Annotated in this window: 22 protein-coding genes and 2 tRNA genes; 10 read left to right on the forward strand and 14 right to left on the reverse strand. The window is 50.6% G+C overall.

The window, feature by feature from the left end:
• Position 1 precedes the first annotated feature (1 nt).
• Together E3E32_RS09130 and E3E32_RS09135 are read right to left on the reverse strand one after the other, a co-directional pair.
• Entirely contained in the window at positions 2-784 is a 783-nt protein-coding gene (locus E3E32_RS09130; protein ID WP_167710848.1) for a M48 family metallopeptidase, read from the reverse strand.
• A 6-nt stretch (positions 785-790) separates the two neighbouring features.
• A complete protein-coding gene (locus E3E32_RS09135) occupies positions 791-1156 on the reverse strand; it encodes a BlaI/MecI/CopY family transcriptional regulator (RefSeq protein WP_167731438.1) in 366 nt (121 codons plus the stop codon).
• A gap of 153 nt (positions 1157-1309) precedes the next feature.
• On the opposite strand from E3E32_RS09135, the gene E3E32_RS09140 reads away from it, so the two are divergent.
• A tRNA-Arg gene (locus E3E32_RS09140) sits at positions 1310-1387 on the forward strand.
• 312 nt (positions 1388-1699) lie between these two features.
• Here E3E32_RS09140 and E3E32_RS09145 read toward each other — a convergent pair.
• Both E3E32_RS09145 and dph5 read right to left on the reverse strand, forming a co-directional pair.
• Positions 1700-1777: transfer RNA gene (locus E3E32_RS09145), tRNA-Val, on the reverse strand.
• A 42-nt stretch (positions 1778-1819) separates the two neighbouring features.
• Positions 1820-2614, reverse strand: coding sequence for a diphthine synthase (gene dph5 / locus E3E32_RS09150; RefSeq protein WP_167731634.1), 795 nt, complete (start codon positions 2612-2614; stop codon positions 1820-1822).
• A gap of 357 nt (positions 2615-2971) precedes the next feature.
• Here dph5 and E3E32_RS09155 point away from each other — a divergent pair, with 357 nt between their 5' ends.
• Positions 2972-3703, forward strand: coding sequence for a helix-turn-helix domain-containing protein (locus E3E32_RS09155; RefSeq protein ID WP_167731439.1), 732 nt, complete (start codon positions 2972-2974; stop codon positions 3701-3703).
• Positions 3704-3713: 10 nt separating this feature from the next.
• Here the strand turns inward: E3E32_RS09155 and E3E32_RS09160 are convergent, their stop codons facing one another.
• Positions 3714-4499 carry a 4-phosphopantoate--beta-alanine ligase gene (locus E3E32_RS09160; protein ID WP_167731635.1) on the reverse strand — a complete coding sequence of 262 codons (786 nt, stop codon included), beginning with the start codon at positions 4497-4499 and terminating at the stop codon, positions 3714-3716.
• Positions 4500-4704: 205 nt separating this feature from the next.
• Here E3E32_RS09160 and E3E32_RS09165 point away from each other — a divergent pair, with 205 nt between their 5' ends.
• Positions 4705-5553 carry a sulfide/dihydroorotate dehydrogenase-like FAD/NAD-binding protein gene (locus tag E3E32_RS09165; protein ID WP_012572337.1) on the forward strand — a complete coding sequence of 283 codons (849 nt, stop codon included), beginning with the start codon at positions 4705-4707 and terminating at the stop codon, positions 5551-5553.
• Positions 5554-7002 (forward strand): NADPH-dependent glutamate synthase, encoded by a 1449-nt coding sequence (gene gltA / locus E3E32_RS09170; protein WP_167731440.1) that lies wholly within the window; start codon positions 5554-5556, stop codon positions 7000-7002.
• 15 nt (positions 7003-7017) lie between these two features.
• On the opposite strand, the gene E3E32_RS09175 is transcribed toward gltA, so the two are convergent.
• The 4 genes from E3E32_RS09175 to E3E32_RS09190 all read right to left on the reverse strand — a co-directional run bounded on the left by E3E32_RS09175 (position 7018) and on the right by E3E32_RS09190 (position 12536).
• Entirely contained in the window at positions 7018-7482 is a 465-nt protein-coding gene (locus tag E3E32_RS09175) for a hypothetical protein (RefSeq protein ID WP_167731441.1), read from the reverse strand.
• Between the two features lie 248 nt (positions 7483-7730).
• A complete protein-coding gene (locus tag E3E32_RS09180) occupies positions 7731-8531 on the reverse strand; it encodes a TrmB family transcriptional regulator (RefSeq protein ID WP_167731442.1) in 801 nt (266 codons plus the stop codon).
• A gap of 181 nt (positions 8532-8712) precedes the next feature.
• On the reverse strand, positions 8713-10011 hold the full coding sequence (locus E3E32_RS09185; protein ID WP_206205263.1) for an MFS transporter: 1299 nt from the start codon (positions 10009-10011) through the stop codon (positions 8713-8715).
• Between the two features lie 14 nt (positions 10012-10025).
• Positions 10026-12536 carry a PEP/pyruvate-binding domain-containing protein gene (locus E3E32_RS09190; RefSeq protein WP_167731443.1) on the reverse strand — a complete coding sequence of 837 codons (2511 nt, stop codon included), beginning with the start codon at positions 12534-12536 and terminating at the stop codon, positions 10026-10028.
• A gap of 448 nt (positions 12537-12984) precedes the next feature.
• Here E3E32_RS09190 and E3E32_RS09195 point away from each other — a divergent pair, with 448 nt between their 5' ends.
• The 3 genes from E3E32_RS09195 (at position 12985) to E3E32_RS09205 (ending at position 15588) form a co-directional block, all read left to right on the forward strand.
• Complete coding sequence (locus E3E32_RS09195; RefSeq protein WP_167731444.1) at positions 12985-13884, forward strand: MBL fold metallo-hydrolase; 900 nt, start codon at positions 12985-12987, stop codon at positions 13882-13884.
• Positions 13885-14152: 268 nt separating this feature from the next.
• The gene (locus E3E32_RS09200; protein WP_167731445.1) at positions 14153-14368 is read left to right on the forward strand and encodes a hypothetical protein; all 216 of its coding nucleotides are present in this window, start codon (positions 14153-14155) and stop codon (positions 14366-14368) included.
• A 47-nt stretch (positions 14369-14415) separates the two neighbouring features.
• Positions 14416-15588 (forward strand): nicotinate phosphoribosyltransferase, encoded by a 1173-nt coding sequence (locus E3E32_RS09205; protein ID WP_167731446.1) that lies wholly within the window; start codon positions 14416-14418, stop codon positions 15586-15588.
• Between the two features lie 184 nt (positions 15589-15772).
• On the opposite strand, the gene E3E32_RS09210 is transcribed toward E3E32_RS09205, so the two are convergent.
• From E3E32_RS09210 to E3E32_RS09220, 3 genes are all read right to left on the reverse strand, one after another.
• Positions 15773-15976: a ferredoxin gene (locus E3E32_RS09210; protein WP_012572323.1), complete on the reverse strand. Its 204-nt coding sequence runs from the start codon at positions 15974-15976 to the stop codon at positions 15773-15775.
• Positions 15977-16107: 131 nt separating this feature from the next.
• A complete protein-coding gene (locus tag E3E32_RS09215; RefSeq protein WP_167731447.1) occupies positions 16108-16638 on the reverse strand; it encodes a metal-sulfur cluster assembly factor in 531 nt (176 codons plus the stop codon).
• Between the two features lie 63 nt (positions 16639-16701).
• The gene (locus tag E3E32_RS09220) at positions 16702-17442 is read right to left on the reverse strand and encodes an ATPase (protein WP_167731448.1); all 741 of its coding nucleotides are present in this window, start codon (positions 17440-17442) and stop codon (positions 16702-16704) included.
• A gap of 110 nt (positions 17443-17552) precedes the next feature.
• Here E3E32_RS09220 and bpsA point away from each other — a divergent pair, with 110 nt between their 5' ends.
• Genes bpsA through E3E32_RS10140 form a run of 3 tightly spaced genes read left to right on the forward strand, consistent with a single transcriptional unit; the run spans position 17553 to position 18929 of the window.
• Positions 17553-18605 carry a N(4)-bis(aminopropyl)spermidine synthase gene (gene bpsA, locus E3E32_RS09225; RefSeq protein WP_167710841.1) on the forward strand — a complete coding sequence of 351 codons (1053 nt, stop codon included), beginning with the start codon at positions 17553-17555 and terminating at the stop codon, positions 18603-18605.
• Positions 18602-18790, forward strand: coding sequence for a nucleotidyltransferase domain-containing protein (locus tag E3E32_RS10135; RefSeq protein WP_240910608.1), 189 nt, complete (start codon positions 18602-18604; stop codon positions 18788-18790). Before bpsA ends, E3E32_RS10135 begins: the two co-directional genes overlap by 4 nt.
• Positions 18753-18929 carry a hypothetical protein gene (locus tag E3E32_RS10140; RefSeq protein WP_240910609.1) on the forward strand — a complete coding sequence of 59 codons (177 nt, stop codon included), beginning with the start codon at positions 18753-18755 and terminating at the stop codon, positions 18927-18929. Before E3E32_RS10135 ends, E3E32_RS10140 begins: the two co-directional genes overlap by 38 nt.
• 1 nt (position 18930) lies before the next feature.
• Here E3E32_RS10140 and E3E32_RS09235 read toward each other — a convergent pair whose 3' ends face one another.
• Positions 18931-20691, reverse strand: coding sequence for a prenyltransferase/squalene oxidase repeat-containing protein (locus E3E32_RS09235; protein ID WP_167731636.1), 1761 nt, complete (start codon positions 20689-20691; stop codon positions 18931-18933).
• A gap of 40 nt (positions 20692-20731) precedes the next feature.
• Positions 20732-22702 (reverse strand): S8 family serine peptidase, encoded by a 1971-nt coding sequence (locus tag E3E32_RS09240; protein ID WP_167731449.1) that lies wholly within the window; start codon positions 22700-22702, stop codon positions 20732-20734.
• Positions 22703-22994 lie beyond the last annotated feature (292 nt).

The following is a 22994-nucleotide window of genomic DNA, read 5'->3' on the forward strand; positions in this document are numbered from 1 at the left end:
ATCACTGCATGCGCCTGTTGAACAGGTTACTACCATTTATTTCAACCAAGATTCTGAATATTCTCTCATCATAACTTGGATGGGTCTCTATTATGGCTGTTTTCTGCTTCCTCTCTATTGCCGGCTCAATGCTCGGCAGCGAGCTCAGCCTGACCCCTATCCTGAGATCCTCGTAGTATTTGAGCTCCTCGAGGGCGCGCTTCAGGCTCATGGGGACGTCTAAGAGTCTGAGTGCGGTTTCGTCCGCCTGGAATTCCCTGTTCTTCAGGAAGCTGGCGCGGGTAACCTCGTAGAGTCCGTATAGTCCGAGTGCCGCTATCGTGACAGTGGGGCTGTGGGCTAGGAAAATCAGCACCGCTGTGAACACAATCATAAGGTACCTGCCGTAGGCTATAAGGGGAAACATCTTTGTGTCGCCATTCTTTATGTGGCCGAGTTCATGGGCGGCAACGGCTAGTATTTCGTCTTGGTCAAGAACCTCGAAAAGTCCGAGGGAAAGGACTACCGTGTTCTTAAATGAGTATGCGTTTGGGATGTAGTCGTCAAGGATGTAAACTCTTGGCATTGAGAGGCCTGCCTTCTTTGCCATTCTGGCTATGCCGTCGTAGAGCCAGGGGATCTCACTTCTTTCAAGGGGGATATAGTTACCCTTGATGTCGTGAGTGGAGACCCAGAGGTAGAATGCGAAGATGAGGCCAAATGCCGTCAGTGATATCTTGAGGCCCAGTTCTTTTAGAGCCACTACTGCCAGCAGGACCTCTAGGGTTATTATGATGAAGAGCATCTTTCATCACTTCTTAATTTTGGAGAGGTATGCGTAGGTCGCTTCCCTGAAGTTTGTCATGAGGGCGTCGAGGATACTCTTCACTACTTTTTCCTCGAACTCCTCCCTTGTGGTGGTTATTGAGTAGACGTATCTCATACCACCCCTTCCCTTCTCAACGCTTCTTTTGAGCAGACCGCGCTCGCAGAGGCGGTTCATGAGAATGCTTATAGTGGAGCGCCTTATGTCTGGATGCTTCTCCTTCATGTATTCGTAGACCTGGCCGGCGGTGGCCACCTTAACCTTCCACATGTGTTCCATTATCTCTGCTTCGAGGGGTGGGAGAACCGCCTTTATACCTTCTTCGGTAAGCTTGAACTCGTGGGGCTCCATGGGTATCACCTTTTTCTTCCTTACCTTACTTTATTTTATTTAGGGTGCCTTAGCTAAAAAGTTTTTGTGCTTTTTGGTGCTTCCATGTACTTTTAAGTCCAGTCAATTCCGGAATTAGGTTTTTAAATCTACCCCCCGAGTAGTTATGGGCATGGGCCGGTGGCTTAGCCTGGATAGAGCGTCGGCCTCCGGAGCCGAAGGTCGCGGGTTCGAATCCCGCCCGGCCCGCCACAGGAAACTTTTGCCAAGCAAAAGTTGCTCGTTAGAGGTTCATCAAAGCTCGTATGTCTCTTTTAGATTCGTCAAGTTCCGAGAGTTCCCAGATTTACGGGTTATTTTTGGGTTTCACTCAAAAAAGCGCCTGGAGAGCGCTGGTAAAGCAGAAACAATTTAATGTGCCGCTTTGAAAGTGGAATCCGTAGCACTCATTCGTCTATCAGAAGGACATACAAACTCATTCCAACAGTTGAAAAGAAGTTTACTTCTTTGGTCAACCTTTGCCCTGCAAAGTTGCTAACTTCGCCTGCGCGAAGTTTGTAGGACTGGTGGGCCCGCGGGGCTTTGAACCCCGGACCTCCGCCGTGTGAGGGCGGCGTCATAACCAGGCTAGACCACGGGCCCGTCCCGGGAATAGTGGAAGGGAACGAAAATATAAAGCTTTCGCTAGACCTCGTCGAGTATCTTCCTCGGTGCACCGGCGAAGGTCACTAAGTATTCCGCCTCAACAATGTGCAGTCTTCCCGGAACGACCATAACGTGCGGCTGTCTGCCGAAGTCCTCGTTGAGCATGTCCCTAACGTAGCCAGCTTTGAGCGTCGGATTGAGCGAGCCCGCACGCGCAAGAACGACTACCAGCGTATCAGGCGTGAAAACACCTTCCCCCTTCATCTCCTCAACCTGGAGGAGAATCTCCATAGCCTTGTTAGCTGTCATGTAGCGATTCTGATCAGCCTTTATGTCAAGGAAGAGCATCGTGTGAAGCCCCCGCTCTTTGTTCTCCCTTATCACGTCGTAGTGACTCGTTGGAAACCAGTTTTTCTCTGGGTAAGCCACGGTTGCGCTCTTGCCGAACTTGTATACCTGAAGGCCGGTTATTGCTATGGCGGAATAGATGCTTGGCGCGTGGATGACGTAACTCTCGATTCCCATCTCCTTCGCCCTTATGCGGAGGTCGGAGTGAGTGGTTGCCACCATAGGGTCACCCGCGGTTAGAAAGGCGACGTCCTTGTCCTTCGCCTCGCTAAGAACGATTCTCTCAAATTGGAGCTCGACTTCTTCCCTGCTGAGCCTCCTGATGGGCTTCCCTATGAGTTCCTCAATCTTATCAAGCGTCGTCCCGGCCAAAAGCGAGGTGTAGAACTCGGCAAAGACGAGGTCGCATTTTCTGGCCATCTCAAGGCCCTTGAGCGTGATGTCTTTTTCGTCGTAGAGTCCTAACCCAATGAAGTATATCGCCATTTTCCCCACCGACCGAGCGTAGGGTGGGGGGTTTTTAAGTTTGACCGCCAATGTGGGCAACTCTGAAACTGCATTTAATCTCTCAATTACTGACTAAACCTGGATCCAACTTAAAATGACCCTTTTAACGCGAGTTCACTTTGTTTTGGATGTCCACACGACGTTAGGTTGGAGAGAACTCGCATAAATATTACTGTTCGGTGAATGGACCCATCAACAAGCAAGCCAAATAAGAAGAATGACCTGTAAAACTGCAATCTTGGAAGTTAATCACTTTTGATCAACCTTTTCTCAAGAGAAGTTTGCCTGTTAGGCAATTGCCGAAAGGTTTATAATGATTGACGAATATCATCCACTATGCTTGAAAAGGAGAAAGAAGCTCTTGCCAAGAGGATAGCCGGAGAAATAACCCTCTCCTCCGACCCCGGAAAGACCATGCGCAAATGGAGGGAGATATTCGGCATAAGTCAGACGGAGCTCGCCGAATACCTCGGCGTCTCTTCTTCCGTCATAAGCGACTACGAGGGTGGGAGGAGAAAGAGCCCCGGTGCTTCAACCATCAGGAAGTTCGTTGAGGCTCTTCTGGAGATAGACGAGCGGAGAGGAGGAAACGTCATAAAAGCCTTCAGCAAGACCCTTGGAAGTGAGCTTCCGACCAGCGCTATCCTTGATATAAGGGAGTTCGCACTGCCCATCACCATCAAAGACCTCGTTGGAGCCGTCAAGGGTGAAGTTGTTGCAAACATGCACCTTCTGGATAGAAGGATATACGGATACACAGTCGTTGACAGTATAAAGGCGATCCTCGAGATGTCGGCGGAAGAATTCCTCAAGCTCTACGGCTGGACGACTGAGAGGGCGCTAATATTCACCAAGGTAACGACCGGAAGGAGTCCAATGATAGCCGTCCGCGTTCAGGGGCTCAAGCCGGCAGTAGTCGTCCTTCACGGCGTCAAGAAGCTCGATGAGCTTGCGGTAAAACTGGCCGAGCGCGAGAGGGTCCCACTGGTGATTTCCCACGCGGGAAGTGAGGCAGAACTTATAACAGGGCTGAGAAGACTTGTAGAAAAGACAGAGATGGAGCTCTAGCGGGCAAACTCTAATCGAGCTGCTTCTTCCGCCATATCCCACCTTCCGCGAGCTTAGTTAGTCTGTCCCTTATGTGGAGCAGTACGTCGCTCAGCGTTTTTCCATTGTCATACTCCTCGATAATTCTGATGAGCTCCTCCCTGCTGTAGTCCTTCATTTCACGAGCGAGCTCTGTCATCCTCGGATAAGCCCTGACGATGTTGTCTACGATGGTTATATCTGCCATCCTCGCTGAACGAGATAATGGGTTCAAATCAATGGTTATCACAAACTTGCCCATCCTAACGAGGGCCTCAGTCCTGTCACCGTCCTCCAGAGGAACGACTACCACGTCGGCCTTCCAGATGCCATTCTCATCGACTTTTCCGCGCTCGTGCTCTAGGCCGGGAATCCTCTTTGTTGGGTTTATACCGAGGAGCTCTATCTCGGGATCGTATTTGCGGAGTTCTCCTGCTATCGCTTTAACACGATCCTCTGTGCGATAGAAGAGGTTTATCTCGAGCTTGGCATTGAGTGCTCTGGAGAGCTCTATTGTCTCCTTCGGCACCAAAGCGGCAACGTTGCCGTTCACGGAGACAACGGGATGCTCCGCAAGGAGGAGCTTCGCGACCGCTGCCCTCATGGCCCTCTCGGCGGGTTCTATCGTCCTTTCGCCGATGAGATAGTCGAAGGCCTCTCCCCTACCGTGGGCGATCAAGCCGGCCTTCGCCGTCATTCCCTTCTCCATTCCCTCGATGATCTTCTCTCTATAGTAGAGGCTCCAGTAACGCGGATGGCTTGGAGGTATTTTCACCATTTCCATCACCCGGTATTGGTTTGGCATAATATGATAAAAAGCCTTCCTCGCCAAATTTATCCTTTAGCCCGTCCATAATAAAGTCTGCAGAGAACTTTTTTGGGGCGGCTCGGAGTTCTGAACCTTTGGTTTAAAAAAGGAATATAAACCTTAGGTTCAAAACCTTGGGTGAACAAATTTGAACACATGCCTAAGGTGGTGCATTATGGGGTATAAAATAACAAAAAAGGAGAACCTGAGCGCCATAGACTTCTTCATGGAGGTCGAGGCACCCCACATAGCTCGCTCCTGGAAGGTGGGCCAGTTCGTGGTTTTGATTCCCGATGAGAAGGGCGAAAGAGTCCCGATGTCTGTCTATTATGCTGATGACGGAAGGATAGGTATGTTTCTCAGGCGCCATGGAATCACAACCTTCAAGCTCTGGTATGAGTTCGACGTTGGAGACGAGATTCTCAGTATAACAGGCCCTCTTGGAAAGCCGATTGACGTCAAGTACTACGGCAACGTTGTCTTTGTCTCGGATGCTGTCTGTGCGCAGGCCGAGAGCTACGCAACGCTCAAGGCCATGAAAGAAGTTGGAAACTACACTATAGCGATTCAGACCTTTGAGAACGCCGCAAACGTTTATCCAGAGAAGTACCTAGCAAAACCGGTAGCGGACGAGCACTACCTCACAACAGAGGATGGAAGCGTTGGTATAAAGGGCCACTACCTTGATGTCCTCAAGGAGCTCATCGAGAAGGACAAGGTGGATATAGTCTTCGGCGGTGGAAAGCTCGGCTCCCTCAAAAAGCTCGCTGAGCTAACAAGGCCCTACGGAATCCCCACGATAGTCACGGTCAGGCAGATAATGGTTGACGGAACAGGAATGTGCGGTTCGTGTAGGGTTCTTTACGACGGTGAGATAAAGTTCGCTTGCAGGGACGGGCCGATGATGGATGCTCACAAAATAGACTGGGACGATGCCATAAAGAGGAACGCCCGCTTTGCTGAGCAGGAGAAAATTGCAAGGGAGAGATACCTTGCCAAGCTGAGGGAGAAGGGGGTGATCTGAATGGCGAGAGCCAAACCTAAGCTTATCAAGGAGCGCGTTCCCACTCCGGAAGTGCCAGTGGAGGAGAGGGTGAGGAGCTTCGTTGAGGTTAACCTCGGTTATGACTTTGCTTCGGCCCTAAAGGAAGCGGAGCGCTGCATACAGTGTCCACCCGAGTACGCGCCATGCATCAAAGGGTGCCCTGTCCACATAAACATACCAGGATTCATAAGGGCCCTACGTGAGAACCCTGATAACCCGGATGAAGCCGTCAAGAACGCCCTGCGTGTAATATGGAACGATAATACCTTACCTGCTGTTACGGGAAGGGTCTGCCCGCAAGAGGAGCAGTGTGAGGCTCCCTGTGTGATGGGTAAGGTCGGAGAGCCGATAAACATAGGCAAGCTGGAGAGGTTCGTGGCTGACTACGCGAGGAAGCACGGCATAGAGGAAGTGCTCCTCAAGGAATTCATGGGAGACAATGGGGGAATGAAGGGAAAGGTCGCAGTGGTCGGAAGCGGGCCTGCTGGCCTGACCTGTGCGGGAGAGCTTGCGAAGATGGGCTACAAGGTTACCATCTTCGAGGCCCTTCACAAGCCAGGTGGAGTACTCATCTATGGAATTCCCGAATTCAGGCTCCCGAAGGAAATACTCGAGAAGGAGATAGCAAAGCTCAGGGAGTTGGGAGTTGAGATAAAGCTAGACTACATCGTCGGGAAGACTGTAACTCTTGAGGAACTCCTTGAAGAGTACGATGCAGTCTTTATCGGCACCGGTGCCGGTACTCCAAAGCTCCTGAACATACCCGGAATCCTTCTCGACAGGATTTACACCGCAAACGAGTTCCTCACGAGGATTAACCTCATGAAGGCCTACCTCTTCCCCGAATATGACGAGCCGATAGCGATAGGGAAGAAGACAATCGTTATTGGGGCTGGAAACACGGCGATGGATGCAGCGCGCTCCGCCCTCCGGCTTGGTACTGAAGTTACGATAGCCTACCGTCGCGGAAGGGAAGACATGACCGCCCGTATCGAAGAGATTCAGCACGCTGAGGAAGAAGGTGTTAAGTTTGAGTTCTTCGTGAACCCGGTCGAGTTCATAGGGGACGAGAACGGTAAAGTGAAGGCAGTGAAGTTCGAGAAGATGAGGCCGCTCGATGAGCGCGATAGCAGAGGTAAGAGGAAGATAGTTGGCACCGGTGAGTACATAACGCTGGAAGCCGACACTGTCATCATCGCCATTGGCCTTGAACCCAACAGAATAATAAGCGAGGAAGCCACCGGTCTCAAGACGAACTCCGATGGAACACTTGTGGTGGACGAGAACCTCATGACGAGCATCCCGGGCGTCTTTGCAGGCGGAGACGCAATAAGGGGAGAAGCGACCGTCATCCTAGCGATGGGTGATGGAAAGAAGGCGGCAAAAGCCATCCACAATTACATACAGGCCAAGAAGGCGAACGCTTGATACCTCTTTTCTTCTCTACCATTGCCTTTTCCTGTCACCGAAGAAAAACTTCATGAAACCAGAGAAGTCCTCGCCGCGGAAGGCCGCGTAGAGGCTTTGTGTCTCCTCTGGTGTGAGCCACTCTATTCTCTCTGGAATCCCATCTTCAAAGAGATAAAGTATCTCGTCGTCCTTTCTAGCAACATCAAGGGTGTATATTTTCTTTCCCTGTTCTTGAGCCATTTTAATTTCTCTAGCGACAAGAGAAGTGAACTTGCCTACTATTGCTATTGCAACGAATATCTCGGCGTCCTGTATCATGTGATCTGTCATTTTTAGACCGTAGTCTGATGGTATAATGAAGTTGTTAGAGCCAAGTTTCTCTTCGAGAATTTCAAGGATTACCTTCTCTGTGTGAGTGTGGTAGAGTATTGTCGGCTCGCTCAGGTAAACGAGCGGCCCGTATTTCTCCTTTTTCTTTCGCCGGAAAAATCCAAGCATGAGACCACCTCAGGTGGGGATAATGTCCTCATCGTCTCCTCGGGAGGGATGACACTCATCATCGGTTTGCGGACGGAAACGGCTGCTTAGGGCCTTTATTCTGGGAACAGAGTCATTTTCACGGACTTCTTTTCATTGCCCTACGGCACCATTCATCGTCCACTTGCTTTGACCCCTCTTTTCGAGGCTCCCAAGAGAATAACTAACCTTAGTATTCAAAGGCTTTTTGGTTGTTCATCGCTTTTTAGTTATTGTCTTGATTTGTCAATTAAATGAAGGATAATCATCCTCTGAAACGTCGGGATAAACGGAAGCCTCACTATCAAACCTTTTAGTATTTCTCCCTCTTGGTAGACCATAATAGACTCTCTACCGTCTCTAATAAAGATTCCCTCCACACTGTAAGATGTGTCACCTGTAAATAGTGCCTTCGCGAGTAATTCAAAATTTCCCTGATCATCCTCTAGAGCCTTTTCTAAAGATACCGGAAATACTTCTCCAAGCTGACTTAAAGTGTCGATATAGCGTTTGTTTCTCTTGGGTTTGGGAAGGATTATTTTTGTATTCAGTCCTTTACGCTTTGCAATTTCGAACGCTTTCTTGAACTTAAACCCTAGTTTCCAGTCGACAAGTGCTGAAATGAACTCTTCTTCTGCCCTTTCTGCTAAACCCTCAATGTTGCTTTTTATGTTCCATTCGCCCTGTAAATACCAGATTGGAAACCATTCTTGTCTCTGTTCCTTTTGATAACTCTTCAGTTTGATTATGACATCCTCTGCCGATTTAATGTACATATCCCTAAGCGAGGCAACCACTTTTTCAGGATCAGTAGCCTTAAAGTAAGTAGGGCTCCCTTCGCTTATATCCACAAAACCCTTCTTATGAAGCTCTTTTAAAACCTCGTAAACCTTTGGCCTCGGAACTTCACTTTCCTTAGCTATCTCACTCGCTTTTGATGGCCCAAGGATTACTAAAGCGGCATAGACCCTCGCCTCGTACTCCTTGAGACCAAGAACCTTAAGCTTCTCAATAATCTCCTGCTCAATCACCGTAACCACACACCTCCATTTCCTGTAGCTCCTAAGCTAAATATATATCTTTGCTTGGGCCGCTGGTGTTTGCATAAGTAAAAAATAAACACAGAGAGTTCATTTTAATCCTTCATAACCTCTTCTGCAAAAAATATCGGGATGAGCACTATCAGAAACATCGCAATCACTATTGAGAAATTCACATAGTACGCTGTGGGCGAGGGACGCTACCAGTCCGGTATATCGTGAGAATCGCTCCGCCCACAGGAGGAGCTATGGAGGAGCCCATGTTTCTAAAAGTGGTAAAAAGGCCCGTTGTTAATCCCAGCCTCTCCCGGGGAGCAGAGAACGTTAACAGGTTAATTAGGGACACGTTCAGGAGAGCCATTCCCATAGAGCCCATACTCATAAATCCCAGCACATACGTAACTCCATCATAGAGGTGGAGAACGGCCAGTGAGTATCCCAACACCGCCGTTAAGATTCCAAAAACGGAGAGGGTCTTCGCCCCAACCCGGAGTATAACGCGACCTGCTATAGGAGCGGTTATCAGATATGTTAAAACAAGAGGTGCCATATAAAGGCCGGCCTTAAACACGGGGAGCCCGTATCCATGGGGTTCGGGCATCTGTAGCAAATACGTCAAGGTTAGCGAGTTTATCTGAAATGCAAATGCCACGACAAAAGTCGCAAAAACAGCGGCCTTAACATTCCTGTTAAAGATCTCGCGAGGAATGAAAGGATGCTCAGTTTTGGCCTCATGGAAAAGGAATGCAAAAAGGGAAACGGCGGAGAAGGTTATCAGAAAGATAACCTTTCCAGATGTCCATTCCCACTGAGGACCTTTTGATAAGGCTATTAAAAAGGACACCAGAAAGGCCGCGAAAAGAGATATTCCAGTCAAGTCTATCCTTTTATCATGCTGAACGAACCTGCTTTCCCTCACGTATAGAGCAATTAATACAACCAGCAGAGTAGCAAAAGGAGCAACCGTATGGAAAGTGGCCCTCCATCCGTAGTTTTGCGCAATCCAGGCCCCTACCGGAAACGCAATGATAATACCCACTCCATTCATAGCAGAGATGAGCCCCTGGGCCATGGGTGCAAGCCGCCGGGGGAACTGCTCCCGGACTAAAGAGTAAGCTAGTGGCAGCATGGCCATGCCCACACCTTGTACGGCCCTTGAGAGAAGCAACGCTCTAAAGGTGGGGGCATACCCATTGAGTACTAGAGCAAGGGTGTAAAGAGAAAGGGCCGTTAAGAGGAGCTTCTTTTTCCCGTAGATATCCCCCAGGGTACCAAAGACCAGCGCACAAATTGTCCCTGTGATTAAATAGGCTGTGAGGATCCACGACACATCAGCCTGCGTTATGTTGAATTCTTGCTGGATATAGGGTAGGCTTGGTATTAACATTGTCTCGGTATAAAGAACAAGGAGGGATGCAAGACTAAGGAGAGGGGTGACTCTCCAGGCGTACTTGGTATCATAGTCCGTCATTTGCTCACCTCCTCTCACTCGGTCTCAACGGGGAAGACCAACCCCCTGTTGCCGTCAACCCGGATGTACTGCCCGTCCTTGAGCACTTTTGTTGCCATCCCGGTTCCCATAACTGCAGGAATGCCGTACTCGCGTGCGACAATGGCAGCATGGGACAATGGCCCGCCGGTATCAACCACCACCGCCATCGCCAGCCGGAAGAGGGGTGTCCAGGCTGGAGTTGTGTAAGGTGCAACTAGCACATCTCCAGGCTGGAGCTTGTGGAATTCTGAACTGTCTCTGATTATACGAGCGGGACCCTCTGCCACTCCTGGACTGCCGGGTATGCCGACCAGCAGAGCCCTCTGTGCATCCTCAGAGGTATCTTGGACGTACAACAGCCGCGGGTCTATGAAGGGCTTGTCTTTTAGGCTCGCCCATTTTTCCTTCCTCCGAGACACTAGAGCACGGAGTTTCTCTGCAGTATCTTCTGAGAGTGGCCACTTCTTTATCTGCTCTATTTCACTTAGCTTTAGGTAGAAGATGTCCTGGGGAACCTCCAGTACTCCGGCATCTACTAGGCGTTTGCCCATTGTCAATAGAGCGCGCCTTAGTATCGGTATTGGCATCATAGCGTAAAAGCGCCCGTCCTCGCGGAGCCTGTGGAGCTGACGCGCTTCTTCAAGAACGCTCAGGAACATGGAGCGGAAAGGCCGTAAACGCAGCAGTGGATGGGCCAGTACCTGATCGAGGGCCTCTCTGAATCTCGCACAGGAGTCTCCATGTTTCACCTCCGAGGTGGCGAGACTTGCGACTATTCCAAGCACAACCTCCGGCTCCTCCCTCCACGTTCCATGAGAAATCAACGCCGAGCCCCTAGCTTCACGATGCCCGTATTTTTCGAGGAATGCCTCGAATTCGGATAGGAATTCTTGACCTGCTGGCGTTTTTTCGAGAACAGAAATCAGCTGTTTCGGCTCATATTTGCGGAAGAGCTCCATAAGTTCAGGGTTTTTCCTTACCATCTCTGAGAGCTTCTCCAGTTCAGTATTTGCCTCTGTAACTTTTGTGTTAATGCATGTAAAGAGGAGGGTTGAGAGCAGGTGCCTGCGCCTAAGCGTCCGCAGTGAGAGGGATATTATCCCAGCAGATATCAAGGCTCTGGGGAGATACCGTTTACGTATTTCACCCGCCAGTGACGGTATTGAGAGCGCCTCGTGCACCGTATCAAGAAGCTCCTCCCACGTGCTTTCTTCCGGATCGCGCTTTTTCAGCGAATCAACGCGGGCTTGAATCTCGGAGAGGAGCGGGTCGGATTCCCATTTTGCTGAGTCGTACCGTAAAGCCAGCCATATCAGCCGGAAGGGTGCCAGCAACACCTCCCATGAGGGACGTATGGAGAAGTCAGGGCGAACTTTTACAGTTATACCGTCCTCCTCCACAAAGATCTGTTCCAAAGCAGGCACCTTGATGCCGAAATAACGCGCAATCTGTCCTACGGCACTGGAGAAAATGGTCTCAATCCACGCCATGTCCAGCGGATAGGGCCTCTCCGGGATTATCTCTGCTAGAGTCCTTATGAGCATCCTGTTGAGTTTGCCCAATCTAGGCAGGGGTTCGGGGAGTGTGGTAATGGGACGCGCCTGAAGTATGAATATTTCCCCGTTGGCTAATGCCCACTCGATGTCCTGCGGTCTGCCAAAATAGCTCTGGATTTTAATGCCGAGGTCTGCGAGCTTTTTTAAAATATCGTCCGACACAACCGGTTGAGTGACATTCGATGTTTTGATCTCTTCAACTCCTCCATCAGCCTTGGGCTTAACAACAACTTCTCTCCGACCAAAACGTCTCTCTACAATGCGCCAGCCAAAACGGGTTTTGCGAAGGACGTAGTGATCCGGTGTCACCAGACCAGATACAACGGCCTCACCGAGTCCAACGTTCACGTTTATGACCACTTCGTCCCGTGCCCCCGTGATGGGATTGGCCGTGAACATAACGCCCGAAGCCTCAGCTGGTACCATGCGTTGAACTATAACGGCCATTTTTGCCATTCTGTGGTCTATTCCCATCTTCTCACGGTAGGCTATTGCACGGTCGTCCCATAGAGAAACCCAGCATCGGCGTACGGCCTCTACAACGGCATCGGAACCGACTACGTTAAGAAAAGTCTCATGCTGTCCAGCAAACGCAGCATTAGGCATGTCTTCAGCCGTTGCAGTCGAGCGCACGGCAACGGGCCCGGATCCCATAGCTTGGTAAGCAGTACGAATAGCTTGCGCCATCTCTTCTGGTATTGGGGCGCTTAGGAATGCTTTTCTAATGGCCTCACCATTAACGGGTCTCTCTTTCAGGGCGCGCTCAATGACCTCGTCCAGATGGTTTCTTGAGACAAAGAGATCATAGGCAAGAGTCGTTACAACGAAACCAGGTGGAACTGGAAAACCTGAAGCCAACAGCTCGCCAAGGACGGCAGCCTTGCCGCCTACAAGATGGATATCTTTTCTGCTAATTTCTTGTAGATTCAGGACATAACGCTTGTTCATACAGCACCCCTATGAGAACGTGAAAAAAGTCCGAGATATAAAATTTGTGTAACTATAGTAGTTACAGTTTTGGATTCTTAATTAAAACCGTAGAAAGAGTTTAGTTTTCTCACAGACTGAACTGAACGAATGGCTTCATGTTGCCATGAGTCTCCTCATTGCCATAGAAATCAAAAATGTCTCAAATGATCTCCGTTTTGGAAATGGATGATTTTAGGGGGCCACTAGTGACTACAAAAAGAGGATCCTTCAGGTGGGCGAAAACGAGTATATCGTTGAGCGATCTGTCTCCTGCACTACCAGACAAGCAGTTCGACTCCTATAAAGAACTGCTCATGGTCTGATCTTAACCATCAGAGAGTCCATTGGATGCGACGGGATTAATGTCAGGATAAACAAAGTGTGAGCACGAGAAGCAACCTTTAAAGGAAAACCTCGAACTAAGACCATGCGCATCGTTCCTCTCGCGGCCGAAAGTCTTGGGGTGAGGAGCCTGGCAACGTTCGTGGAAGCTGGAGGAATAAAAATTCTCATCGACCCCGGTGTCGCCCTCGGGCCGAAGCGCTACGGCCTTCCACCAGCTAAGGCTGAAATAGGCGCCCTCCAACAGATGAGGAGAAAGCTTCAGGGCTACGCGCGAAGGAGTGATGCTGTCGTTATATCCCACTACCATTACGACCACTACACACCGTTCTTCGAAGGTCTGTACGAGAGCTCAAGCGAGAGCTACGCGAGGGAGATATACGAGAGAAAGCTCCTTTTCATAAAGCACCCACGGGAAAACATAAACTTCAGCCAGAAAAAGAGGGCCTGGGTCTTCCTCAAAAACGTCGAACCGATAGCGGAGAAGATTGAGTTCGCGGACGGCAAATCTTTTGACCTCGGCGGCGTTGAGTTGGAGTTCTCTCCAGCCGTTCCCCATGGAAGCGAAGGTTCTAGGCTCGGCTTCGTTGTGATGACGCTCATCGATGACGGCTCTAAGAGAGTAATCCACGCGAGCGATATTCAGTTGCTCAACAAAAAAGCTGTAGAGTGGATAATCGAGAAGGTTCCAGATTTTCTCATAACTGGGGGACCACCGGCATACCTCGGTAAGCGCGCTGAGGGAAGCTGGCAGGCGGGCATTAAAAACCTCAACGAGATAATCCGCGAAACAGGAGCAGAGATAATACTCGACCACCACATCATTAGGGATAAGAACTATCCGAGGTTCTTCGACGAGCTCGAGGAGAGACCAAAGACCTTCGCGGGCTACCTGAAGGTTGAAGATCGACCGTTGGAGGCTTACAGGCGGGAACTTCACAAAATCGAGGGAGGAGATAAGGAGGAAGTTCCCTTCAAAGTATAACCCTTTTCCCTATCAGGTCAGGAGACAGGGATTTCCTAACGATCAAGAGAAGAAGGCCCCCTGTATACAAGCTCGAAGACCGACGGGGCAAGCATCAAGATCGTGGTTTTGGGCGCACCTTTGCTATCATATCCTACAGGGCAACGCCTAGGGAAATCACTCATCATATTGCTTCGAATTCAGGAAATATAACCTGAACGCAGGTGTTCACAAACGTGGGTAGAAAGTGTTATGTATGGAAAGACAAAATTCAATTGAGGTGAGAAAGTTGGGATGTGAGAAAAATCCTCGAGAAAAAGCATTTAGGATAGCTATGATAGTACTAGTGATAGCAATGCTGGTCTACGCCTTTAAAAGTGGCAACTACTCGGTAGGTGCCCTAAGCGTAATACCCGTCCTTCTTTTTGTATACTCCGAGTGTGGCTCACTGCCCTTCCTGACCTGCGATCCAGAGGATGAGATCCCAGAGGAATTCAGTCTGTAGCCGAAAGGCTTAAGCTTTTTCCATGTTTTCTAAATTTGGTGGTCGATATGAGGAGCTTTTACATAGCTCACGAGGAGGATATAAAGGCTGGAAAGACGACGGATATTTACTTCATCAGAACGAGAAAGATATTGGTCGAAAGGGGAATCCACAGGAGAGTCTTCGCCGACGTAACCACGACGGGACTTCCAAAGGGCTGGAAGTGGGGAGTTCTGGCTGGAATCGAAGAAGTTGCCAAGCTCCTCGAAGGCCTGCCGGTGAACGTCTACGCCATGCCAGAGGGAACGATATTCCACCCCTATGAGCCTGTTCTTCAGATTGAAGGATACTACGAGGAATTCGGCATCTACGAGACTGCCTTACTCGGAATGCTCAGTCAGGCGAGCGGTATAGCCACCGCAGCATTGAGGGTCAAGATCGCCGCGAACTTCAAGCCAGTCTATTCCTTTGGCATAAGGCACATGCATCCTGCCATAGCCCCAATGATTGACCGCTCGGCATTCATAGGCGGCTGCGACGGGGTGAGCGGCGTTCTCGGGGCGGAGATGATAGGTGAAAAGCCCGTTGGAACGATGCCTCACGCGCTGATTCTTACCGTAGGTGACCAGGTGAAGGCCTGGAAGTACTTCGACGAGGTCGTCGAGCCGGAGGTGCCAAGGACAGCGCTGGTTGACACCATCTGCGACGAGAAGTTTGAGGCTCTGATGGCAGCTGAAGCCTTAGGAGAACGCCTGACCGCGGTGAGGCTCGACACGCCCGGCTCGAGGAGGGGCAACTTCAGGAGGATAATCGAAGAGGTCCGCTGGGAGCTCGACCTAAGGGGTTACGAGCACGTTAAAATCTTCGTCAGTGGAGGCCTAAACGAGGAGAGCATAAGGGAGATAGTGGACATCGCAGATGCTTTTGGCGTTGGCTCGTCCATAGCCAGTGCGAAACCTATAGACTTCTCCCTTGACATAGTCGAGATCGAAGGAAAGCCTTTCACCAAGCGTGGCAAGCTCAGCGGAAGGAAGCAGATATACCGCTGTGAGAACGGCCATTACCACAGGGTTTCAGCAGATAAAAAGCTGGAAAGGTGTCCAGTCTGTGGGGCGAAAGTCGAGCCGCTCTTAAAGCCGCTCATCGAAAACGGTGAAATAGTGGCAGAGCTTCCAAAGGCGACGGAGATAAGGGAGTACGTGCTTGAGCAAGCGGAGAGGTTCGGGCTGGGACTCGACTGACAGAGAAGATTGGATTGGCCGCCCCAATGGACCCTGTGGCTGACGGGAGCCTGATGGGCTGTTTTTATTCCTTTATTATGTTGTTAGGGTACTGTTGATAACTTGTGGATTTTGAAGGAGTACCAAAAACTGAAGGGCAATGGGAAGGAAAACGACGAATAGTGAGAATGAAAAAGGAGAGGCTTCAAGCCTCCTCAATGACGATAGCGCTGACCGGGCAGGCCTCAGCGGCCTCAACTGCGCAGTTGTAGAGGTTCTCGTCCTCGATAACCTCCACAACCGGAACTGCCTTGCCCTCGTCGTTCATCTCGAAGACGTCCGGGCAGAGGCTAGCACAGATGGCATCTCCAATACAGGTGTCCTGGTCAACCATAACCTTCCACGCCATGGCACATCACCGCTTTTAGATGAACTTCGGCGAATATAAACTTTTCGTCGAGGAAAAAGACTCAAAACGACGAAAATTCGTGGAAGAAGGAGAAAAATTGGACTCTCATGCACAGAGAGGAACAGGATGGGTCAATAAAGTCCGAGTTTCTTTTTGTACTCATCGCTTATCCTGTCCGGCGTCCACGGTGGGTCGAAGGTGAGCTCGATTTCGGCGTCTTTAACGCCCGGAATCTCGAGTATCTTATCCTCGACAGCCCTGAGAATCCACATCGTCAGCGGGCAGCCAGGGGTGGTCATCGTCATCTTGACGTAAACTGTCTTGTCTGGCCTGATGTCCAGCTCGTATATAAGGCCCAGATTGACAACATCAACGCCGATTTCTGGGTCGATGACTTCCTTGAGCTTCTCGAGTATCATTTCTCTTGTTACTTCGGCGTTGTCATCGACCTGCTTGTCCCTCTCACGGTTTATCGTGATTGTGCCAATTCCCTCGATCTTCTGGAGCTCAGTGTTGAGCCTTATGAGAACGTTGTCGATGTCTGGCGTGTCTTTTGAGAGGGTAATTGTTACAGAACCATCCTCACCGATTTCAAGCCCCTTAACGTACTTCTCATCAACTACCGCTTTAACCTTCTCCATTACCTCTTCTTTGGTTACCATAATTCACCACCTAAGCGAAGTTCAAGATAACAAATTTAAACCTTTTGGGTCAGAAATGGGTAATCAACGGGATAGGATATCGAATATCAATGCCTCTGCTATTTTTGGGGTTATTGCCCTGGCTCTAAGCTCACGGAGAACCCTTTGAATCGAGAAGCGCTTCACACTTGGGGCTTTTCTGAAGGTTTCCCATAGGAGAGGGCAGCCAAACTTGAGATCGTACTTCCCACCAATCAGCTCGATTATCTCAGCTTTATCAAGGGCCAGAAAGGCCGGGAAGTTAAGCGTTATCAGATCTCCGTTCTTGTAGATGGAAATAAGGCCAGAGCTCAGCAAGTCACCGCTGGCTACGATTTTGGCACCTATTTCTCTCGCGTAGTCCTCAACGGCCTTTATGACCATCGAATGGCAGCGGCCACAGATCGGAGCACCCTTGTTCATCTGCTCAGTCATCGCCTCAAGATAACCAGGAATATCAACAAAAACCGCGCCGTAGCTTTTGGCCTTCTCGATAACCCCTTCGTTCATCTGGGGGAGCTTTGCCGTAACTGGTACAACCTCGAAGCCAGCCCAGCGGAGGATTTTGAGGGTTGAGGTACTGTCAGAGCCGGCAGAGAAAGCCAGGACTATTTTTTCACCAACGGGTGAGCGGTCGAAGTCTTTACCTGTTAGGCGGTACTCCAGGAGGGCTCTGAGACGGGAGTAAGCCCTCTCGCCGATGTAAGGCCTAACCTGCTCAAGGGCCTCGCGGTTGTATTCGAGACGATAGCGCTTGATAAAGTCATATCCAACAATCCTCAGCATCAGAGAAGCAAAAGTTGGGAGACTTATTAACTTTACCACTGTGGAAAACATTTAAAAGCGCCTCACCTTAACCCCGTTCACGAACCAAAATCCTTCTGGAGGTGCTTGAAATGAGGGAGATAGTTGAGAGGGTTAAGGAGAAGACGAGCATTCCCGTTTATGATAGGACCATTGAGAACGTTCTGAGCGCGGTTCTCGCGAGCAGCGATGTCTGGCGCATAGTTGACCTCAGCGAGGAGCCGCTTCCGCTGGTCGTCGCGGTGATAACGGCCCTCCACGAGCTCGGCTACATCGCTTTCGAGGAGAACGGCGTGAGGCTCACCGCCAAGGGCAAGGAGCTGGTGGAGAAGTATGGAATCGGGTCGAGAAAGGACTACACCTGCTCCCACTGCGAGGGCAAGACCGTCGAGCTCGACGCCTTCAGCGATCTGCTCGAGCAGTTCAAGGAGATCGTCAAGGACAGGCCCCAGCCGCTCCACGACTTTGACCAGGCTTACGTTACGCCAGAGACCACCGTGGCAAGGATTGCCCTGATGCACACGAGGGGCGACCTTGAGAACAAGGAGGTCTTTGTCCTGGGTGATGACGACCTCACCAGTGTTGCCCTGATGCTCAGCGGCCTTCCGAAAAGGATAGCCGTCCTCGACATCGACGAGAGGCTTGTTAAGTTCATCGAGAAGGTCGCGGACGAGATAGGCTTCAGCAATATCGAGATGTTCACCTTTGACCTCAGGGAGCCGCTTCCCGACTATGCCCTCCACAAGTTCGACACCTTCATCACAGATCCGCCTGAGACTGTTGACGCTATAAGGGCCTTCGTCGGCAGGGGAATCGCCACCCTCAAGGGCCCCGGTTGCGCCGGCTACTTCGGTATAACCAGACGCGAGAGCTCTCTAGACAAGTGGCGCGATATACAGAGGGTTCTCCTCAACGAGTTCAACGTCGTCATAACGGACATCATCAGGAACTTCAACGAGTACGTCAACTGGGGCTACGAGGAGGAGACCAGGGCCTGGAAGCTCCTTCCGGTTAAGGTCAAGCCGTCCTACAACTGGTACAAGAGCTACATGTTCAGGATTCAGACCCTGGAAGGCTCAAAGGGCTACGAGGAAAAAATAGAGAACTGGGACATCTACAACGACGAGGAAGCCTCGACCACATGAAGGTTGAAGGCCTCATAGAATGCTTGAGGCAAAAGCTCGGCCGGGTTCCCGGCCTCCACTCTTTAATTCTCTTCGGCTCGCTGGTTGGGGGCAACTTCATTCCCGGAACGAGCGATGTTGACTTCTTCGCGATCCTTGATGATGGTGTTGAATGGCTCTGGCCTGAAGAAGGACGACGTCCTTAAAACGCTGAAAGATCTCGGCGATGGTGATGCGGTTAGAATATACGAGGCATATCTTGATGGAAGAAAAACATACTTTGACGAAGAGTTTCTGAAAGAGTTCGTGAGATTCAGGGTAGGAAAAATGAGGAAAGGCCTTTAGATCACCTTTTATTTCGTTTCTTCCAGGACCTTGACACCACAACGGCAAGTGTTATCAGAACTGCTCCTGCTATCATGTAGACGTATGTCATCCTTTCACTTGGTGCCGGCTCGCTGGCGATGAAGCCATCAACCTTATAGGCATTAATCATCAGTGGACTCTGAGAGGGATAAATGACCACGTAGCCGTCCAAGCTGCTAACATCTGCGCTGTTCGTAGAGTTACCGATGTAAAGTCCATTTCTCACGAGAAGGAACGTCGCATTGGCCAGCTTTACTGCATTCCCGCTTTCCTCGGGCTCTGGTATGTCAACGTAGAGTATGGTCCTGAGGAACTGAACTCCCTTCTCGTATATTGAGGTATCCGTAAGCCCTGCCTCCTGGAGGGCCCACAGAACCCTGGTCGTGGACGTCAGTCCTACCACCGAGCCCTGAGTGTATGGCCAGCCGCCGTTAGGATACTGTCTTTCTGCGAGGATGCTGAGGCTCTCGTTAAGGGGCCTTTCGAGGCCAAACTCCTTGAAGACGATGGCCGCGTAAGCGAAGTAGTAGGTGGGCGTGTTGTAGTAAATCGGGTTGCCTGTTTTGGAATCTTTCGTCTCGAGCATCCAAGTGAGGTTCTCCTGGAGATATTCTAGAGACCTGGCATAGTCATAGTTCACACCAAGATTCTTGAGCACCCAGACGACGTATTCCGTGTTGTAGAAGTCCTTCCAGATGCCATCCTTAGATATCTTGAGGAGGTAGCTGACAGCATCTTCATAATCCTCGCTGAGCAGGGCCTTAACTCTCGCTACTTCAGCGATCTGCCATGGGAGCAGAGCCGAGTAGTTGGTAGGGAGTTTGGGCTTCTTGCCACAGGCTATATAGTAGTCGGCGAGAATCACCTTCTCCCAGTCGTCGTTGGGTGTTATCTTGTCAATATAAGGGCAGGCTATCGGCTTTAAGTCCTCAAAACCACTTATCTTCGAAGCGCTCAACAGGTCGAGGACGCGATAGTGAAGAATCCCCCAGAAGCCGAAGTGTTCTCTCTTGAGGAGTTCCTCGCGGTATTTTTCACTACCGGTAGCGTAGAGGGCCATTGCTATTGCTACCGTGCTCTGAAAGTCCTCAGTCAACTCAGTCCTCTCACCCATATAGGCGAGTGCAAATGCCCAGTATGCCGCCAGTTCACCCACAACTTCCATCTTCTTCAGGTCTTCCTTTTTTCCCAAAGCCATATAGCCAAATACTCTCTCGACGTCGTTCTTCGGCTGTGCGGCCATAAGCCAACCCTGGGCCCTGTCTATTGCCTCCTGAACCTGCTTCCTAAACCCTGGAAGCTTCTCGTTGAGATAGCCGCTATTGAGGAACTCCCTGAGGGCAATAAGTGCGAGGGCAGTGTCGGTATAGTCCTGCCAGGAGCCGTCTGGATTCTGCTTGTAGATGAGCCAATAAGCGGCGCTGTTTATGGTGGTATTGTACCTTCCACTAGCTATCCTCTCGCCCCTTATGAGCGCGAGTATCGCCATCGCGGTGTACTTGGCTTCGTGGTCTTCGCCGTATGCGAACCCCCATGAGTCAAAAGGTGTCCTGAGCATCATCAGCCACTCGCAGCCCTCGAGAACCTTCGCATAGTCACCAGTTTCATAGAGGGCAAGAACTGAAAAGGCCGTGTCAGGTACGGTCGGCTTGTATACGTAGGGCTCGATTTTAGCGTTTGTGAGAGGAACAGATGATAAGATGATCATAACAAAGAACATTGCTGTGAGAACTTTTCTCATGGCTATCACCTCAAATGAAAAGAGAAAAGAGGCTTAAAAATCAACCGTAGTAGACAACGACGTCAAGCTGGTAGCTGGCCCAGCCGTAGGTGTTGTAGGCGTAGACTATGAACTTCCATGTTCCAGGAGCCGGGTTAAGATATTCGACGTGCTCGTAGCTGGTGGAGGTCTCGGAGCGGTCGACGAGGTTGCCGTTCGGATCGTAGAGATAGAGGTCAAGGTCGTGGAGTGAAGTGTCGAAGGTGAGGTCACCGGTTATCTTGGTAGCTCCGCTGTTGACGGTCATGGTGAAGCTGTCGCTCTTGTCGTACCAGTCGTGGACATAACCAGTGAAGGTCTGGCTGTCGGTGGTGGGAGTTGGGGTAGGAGTGGGCGTCGGAGTGGTTCCGGTAGACTGGCTGAGAGTTCCATCACTGACAACGTCGACCTGGTAGTTGGCGGCACCGCTGTAGCTGACAACCTTAATCGTCCAGGTTCCAGCGGTTGGGTTATAATAACCAACCTTCTCGAATCCGTAGTAGGAGGTGTAGGAGTAGTCGACCTGGTTGCCGTTCGGGTCGTAGAGATAGAGGTCAATGTCACTGGCGCTGTTGTCCCAGTAAAGGGTAGCGGTGACGAAAGTCGCGCCGCTTATGTCGAAGGTGTGACTGACGCTTCCCTTATCCGCGACGGAGCCGGTGAAGACAAGCTTGGCGTAGTTGTCGTAGTTGATGGCCTTGTAGACATTGACCCTACCTGCACCGTATGCGATGTCGGCTATTTCAGCTGGGGCCACTATGTCGGCGGTCTCAATGAGGGCAGTCTTGATCTTGCTGTTGGTCCAGTCCGGGTGAGCCTGGAGGAGCAAGGCGGCAACTCCAGCGACGTGCGGGGTGGCCATGCTGGTTCCGGAGGCCTTGGTGTAGTAGGTGTCAATCGGGGTTCCCATGCTGGTTCCGGCGGCCCTCGGGGCAATGATGTCAACACCCGGAGCGACAACCTCCGGCTTAAGCCTGCCGTCGGCGGTCGGACCCCTGCTTGAGAAGCTGGCTATAGTGTCGGTGCTATCAACGGCACCCACGGTTATGACCTTACTGGCAGCAGCTGGAGAACCGACGGTGTAGGTGTTAGGACCGCTGTTTCCAGCTGCGACACAGACAACAAGGCCCGCATCCCAAGCGGCGTTGACCGCCTGGCTGAGTGAATCAGTACCGTCGGAGCTCTGACTTGAACCGAGGGAGAGGTTGATGACCTTAATTCCATAAGCGTCCTTGTTCTGGACTACCCAGTCAACACCGGCTATAATGTCTGATATGCTTCCAGAACCGTCAGCGGCAAGAACCTTGACGCCGACGAGCTTGGCGCCCGGAGCGACACCGATGTACTGGCCGTTGCTCGCGGCACCTGTTCCTGCGACAATACCAGCAACGTGGGTTCCATGACCGTTGTCATCGTACGGGGTGGTCTTTCCGTTCACGGCATCGTACCAAGCGATGACTTTACCCTGGAGGTCAGGGTGGTTGGCGTCGATACCGGTATCGATAACCGCAACGACTATTCCAGTGCCATCGTAACCGAGGTTCCATACGGCATCGGCCTGAATCTGAGCAACTGACGTTGAGTCAGCGGCCTGAACCTTGTAGTCCTCCTGGATAAACCTCACACCGGACAGCTTGCTGTTTCCAAAGAAGCCTGAGTCGATCATTCCCGCAACGAGAAGGAGATCCTTGACCTTTATTTTAACTGCAACCGCAGGTATAATCTTGTAGCTGTACTTAATCTCAGCGCCCATTATCTTGAGAATCTGCACTGCCCTGTCGCGGTCAGCTGGGCTGTTGAACATTATAACGGTGCTAATATCCTGGTTCCAGTTCATACCCTGGACCTTCTTGAAGAGTCCCGGAGTCAAGAGTCCATAGTTCTTTTCCTGTACAGGGCTCACTGCGATTGGCTTTGTTGGCACAGCTGCTGCAGTCCCTGCAATTAGACCAACAAGAAAGAGTGCAACCACAGCTGCTTTCCAACCTTTCATTCATATACCCCCTTGTTGGATTTTAGCGCATTGAACCATCCGGGTACTCTACCCGTCATCAAGGCACTTCTCTGGACATCTACCGTATAAATCTTTCGATTTTAAAGCGTATTATTACATATGGTCGGTATAACTGGGCGATTTTAGTTGTTTTACGTAAACTTAAAACACAACAGATTGTAAGTTATATTGAGAGAAAACTAACATATAATCCTCAACAGGGAACAATGTAGCACGATGTGCACGGGCCTCCGTAGGAACCCCAGAATATTGGAGAAACAACAATATATTA

The sequence above is a fragment of the Thermococcus sp. GR6 genome (assembly GCF_012027415.1).
Taxonomy (GTDB): domain Archaea; phylum Methanobacteriota_B; class Thermococci; order Thermococcales; family Thermococcaceae; genus Thermococcus; species Thermococcus onnurineus.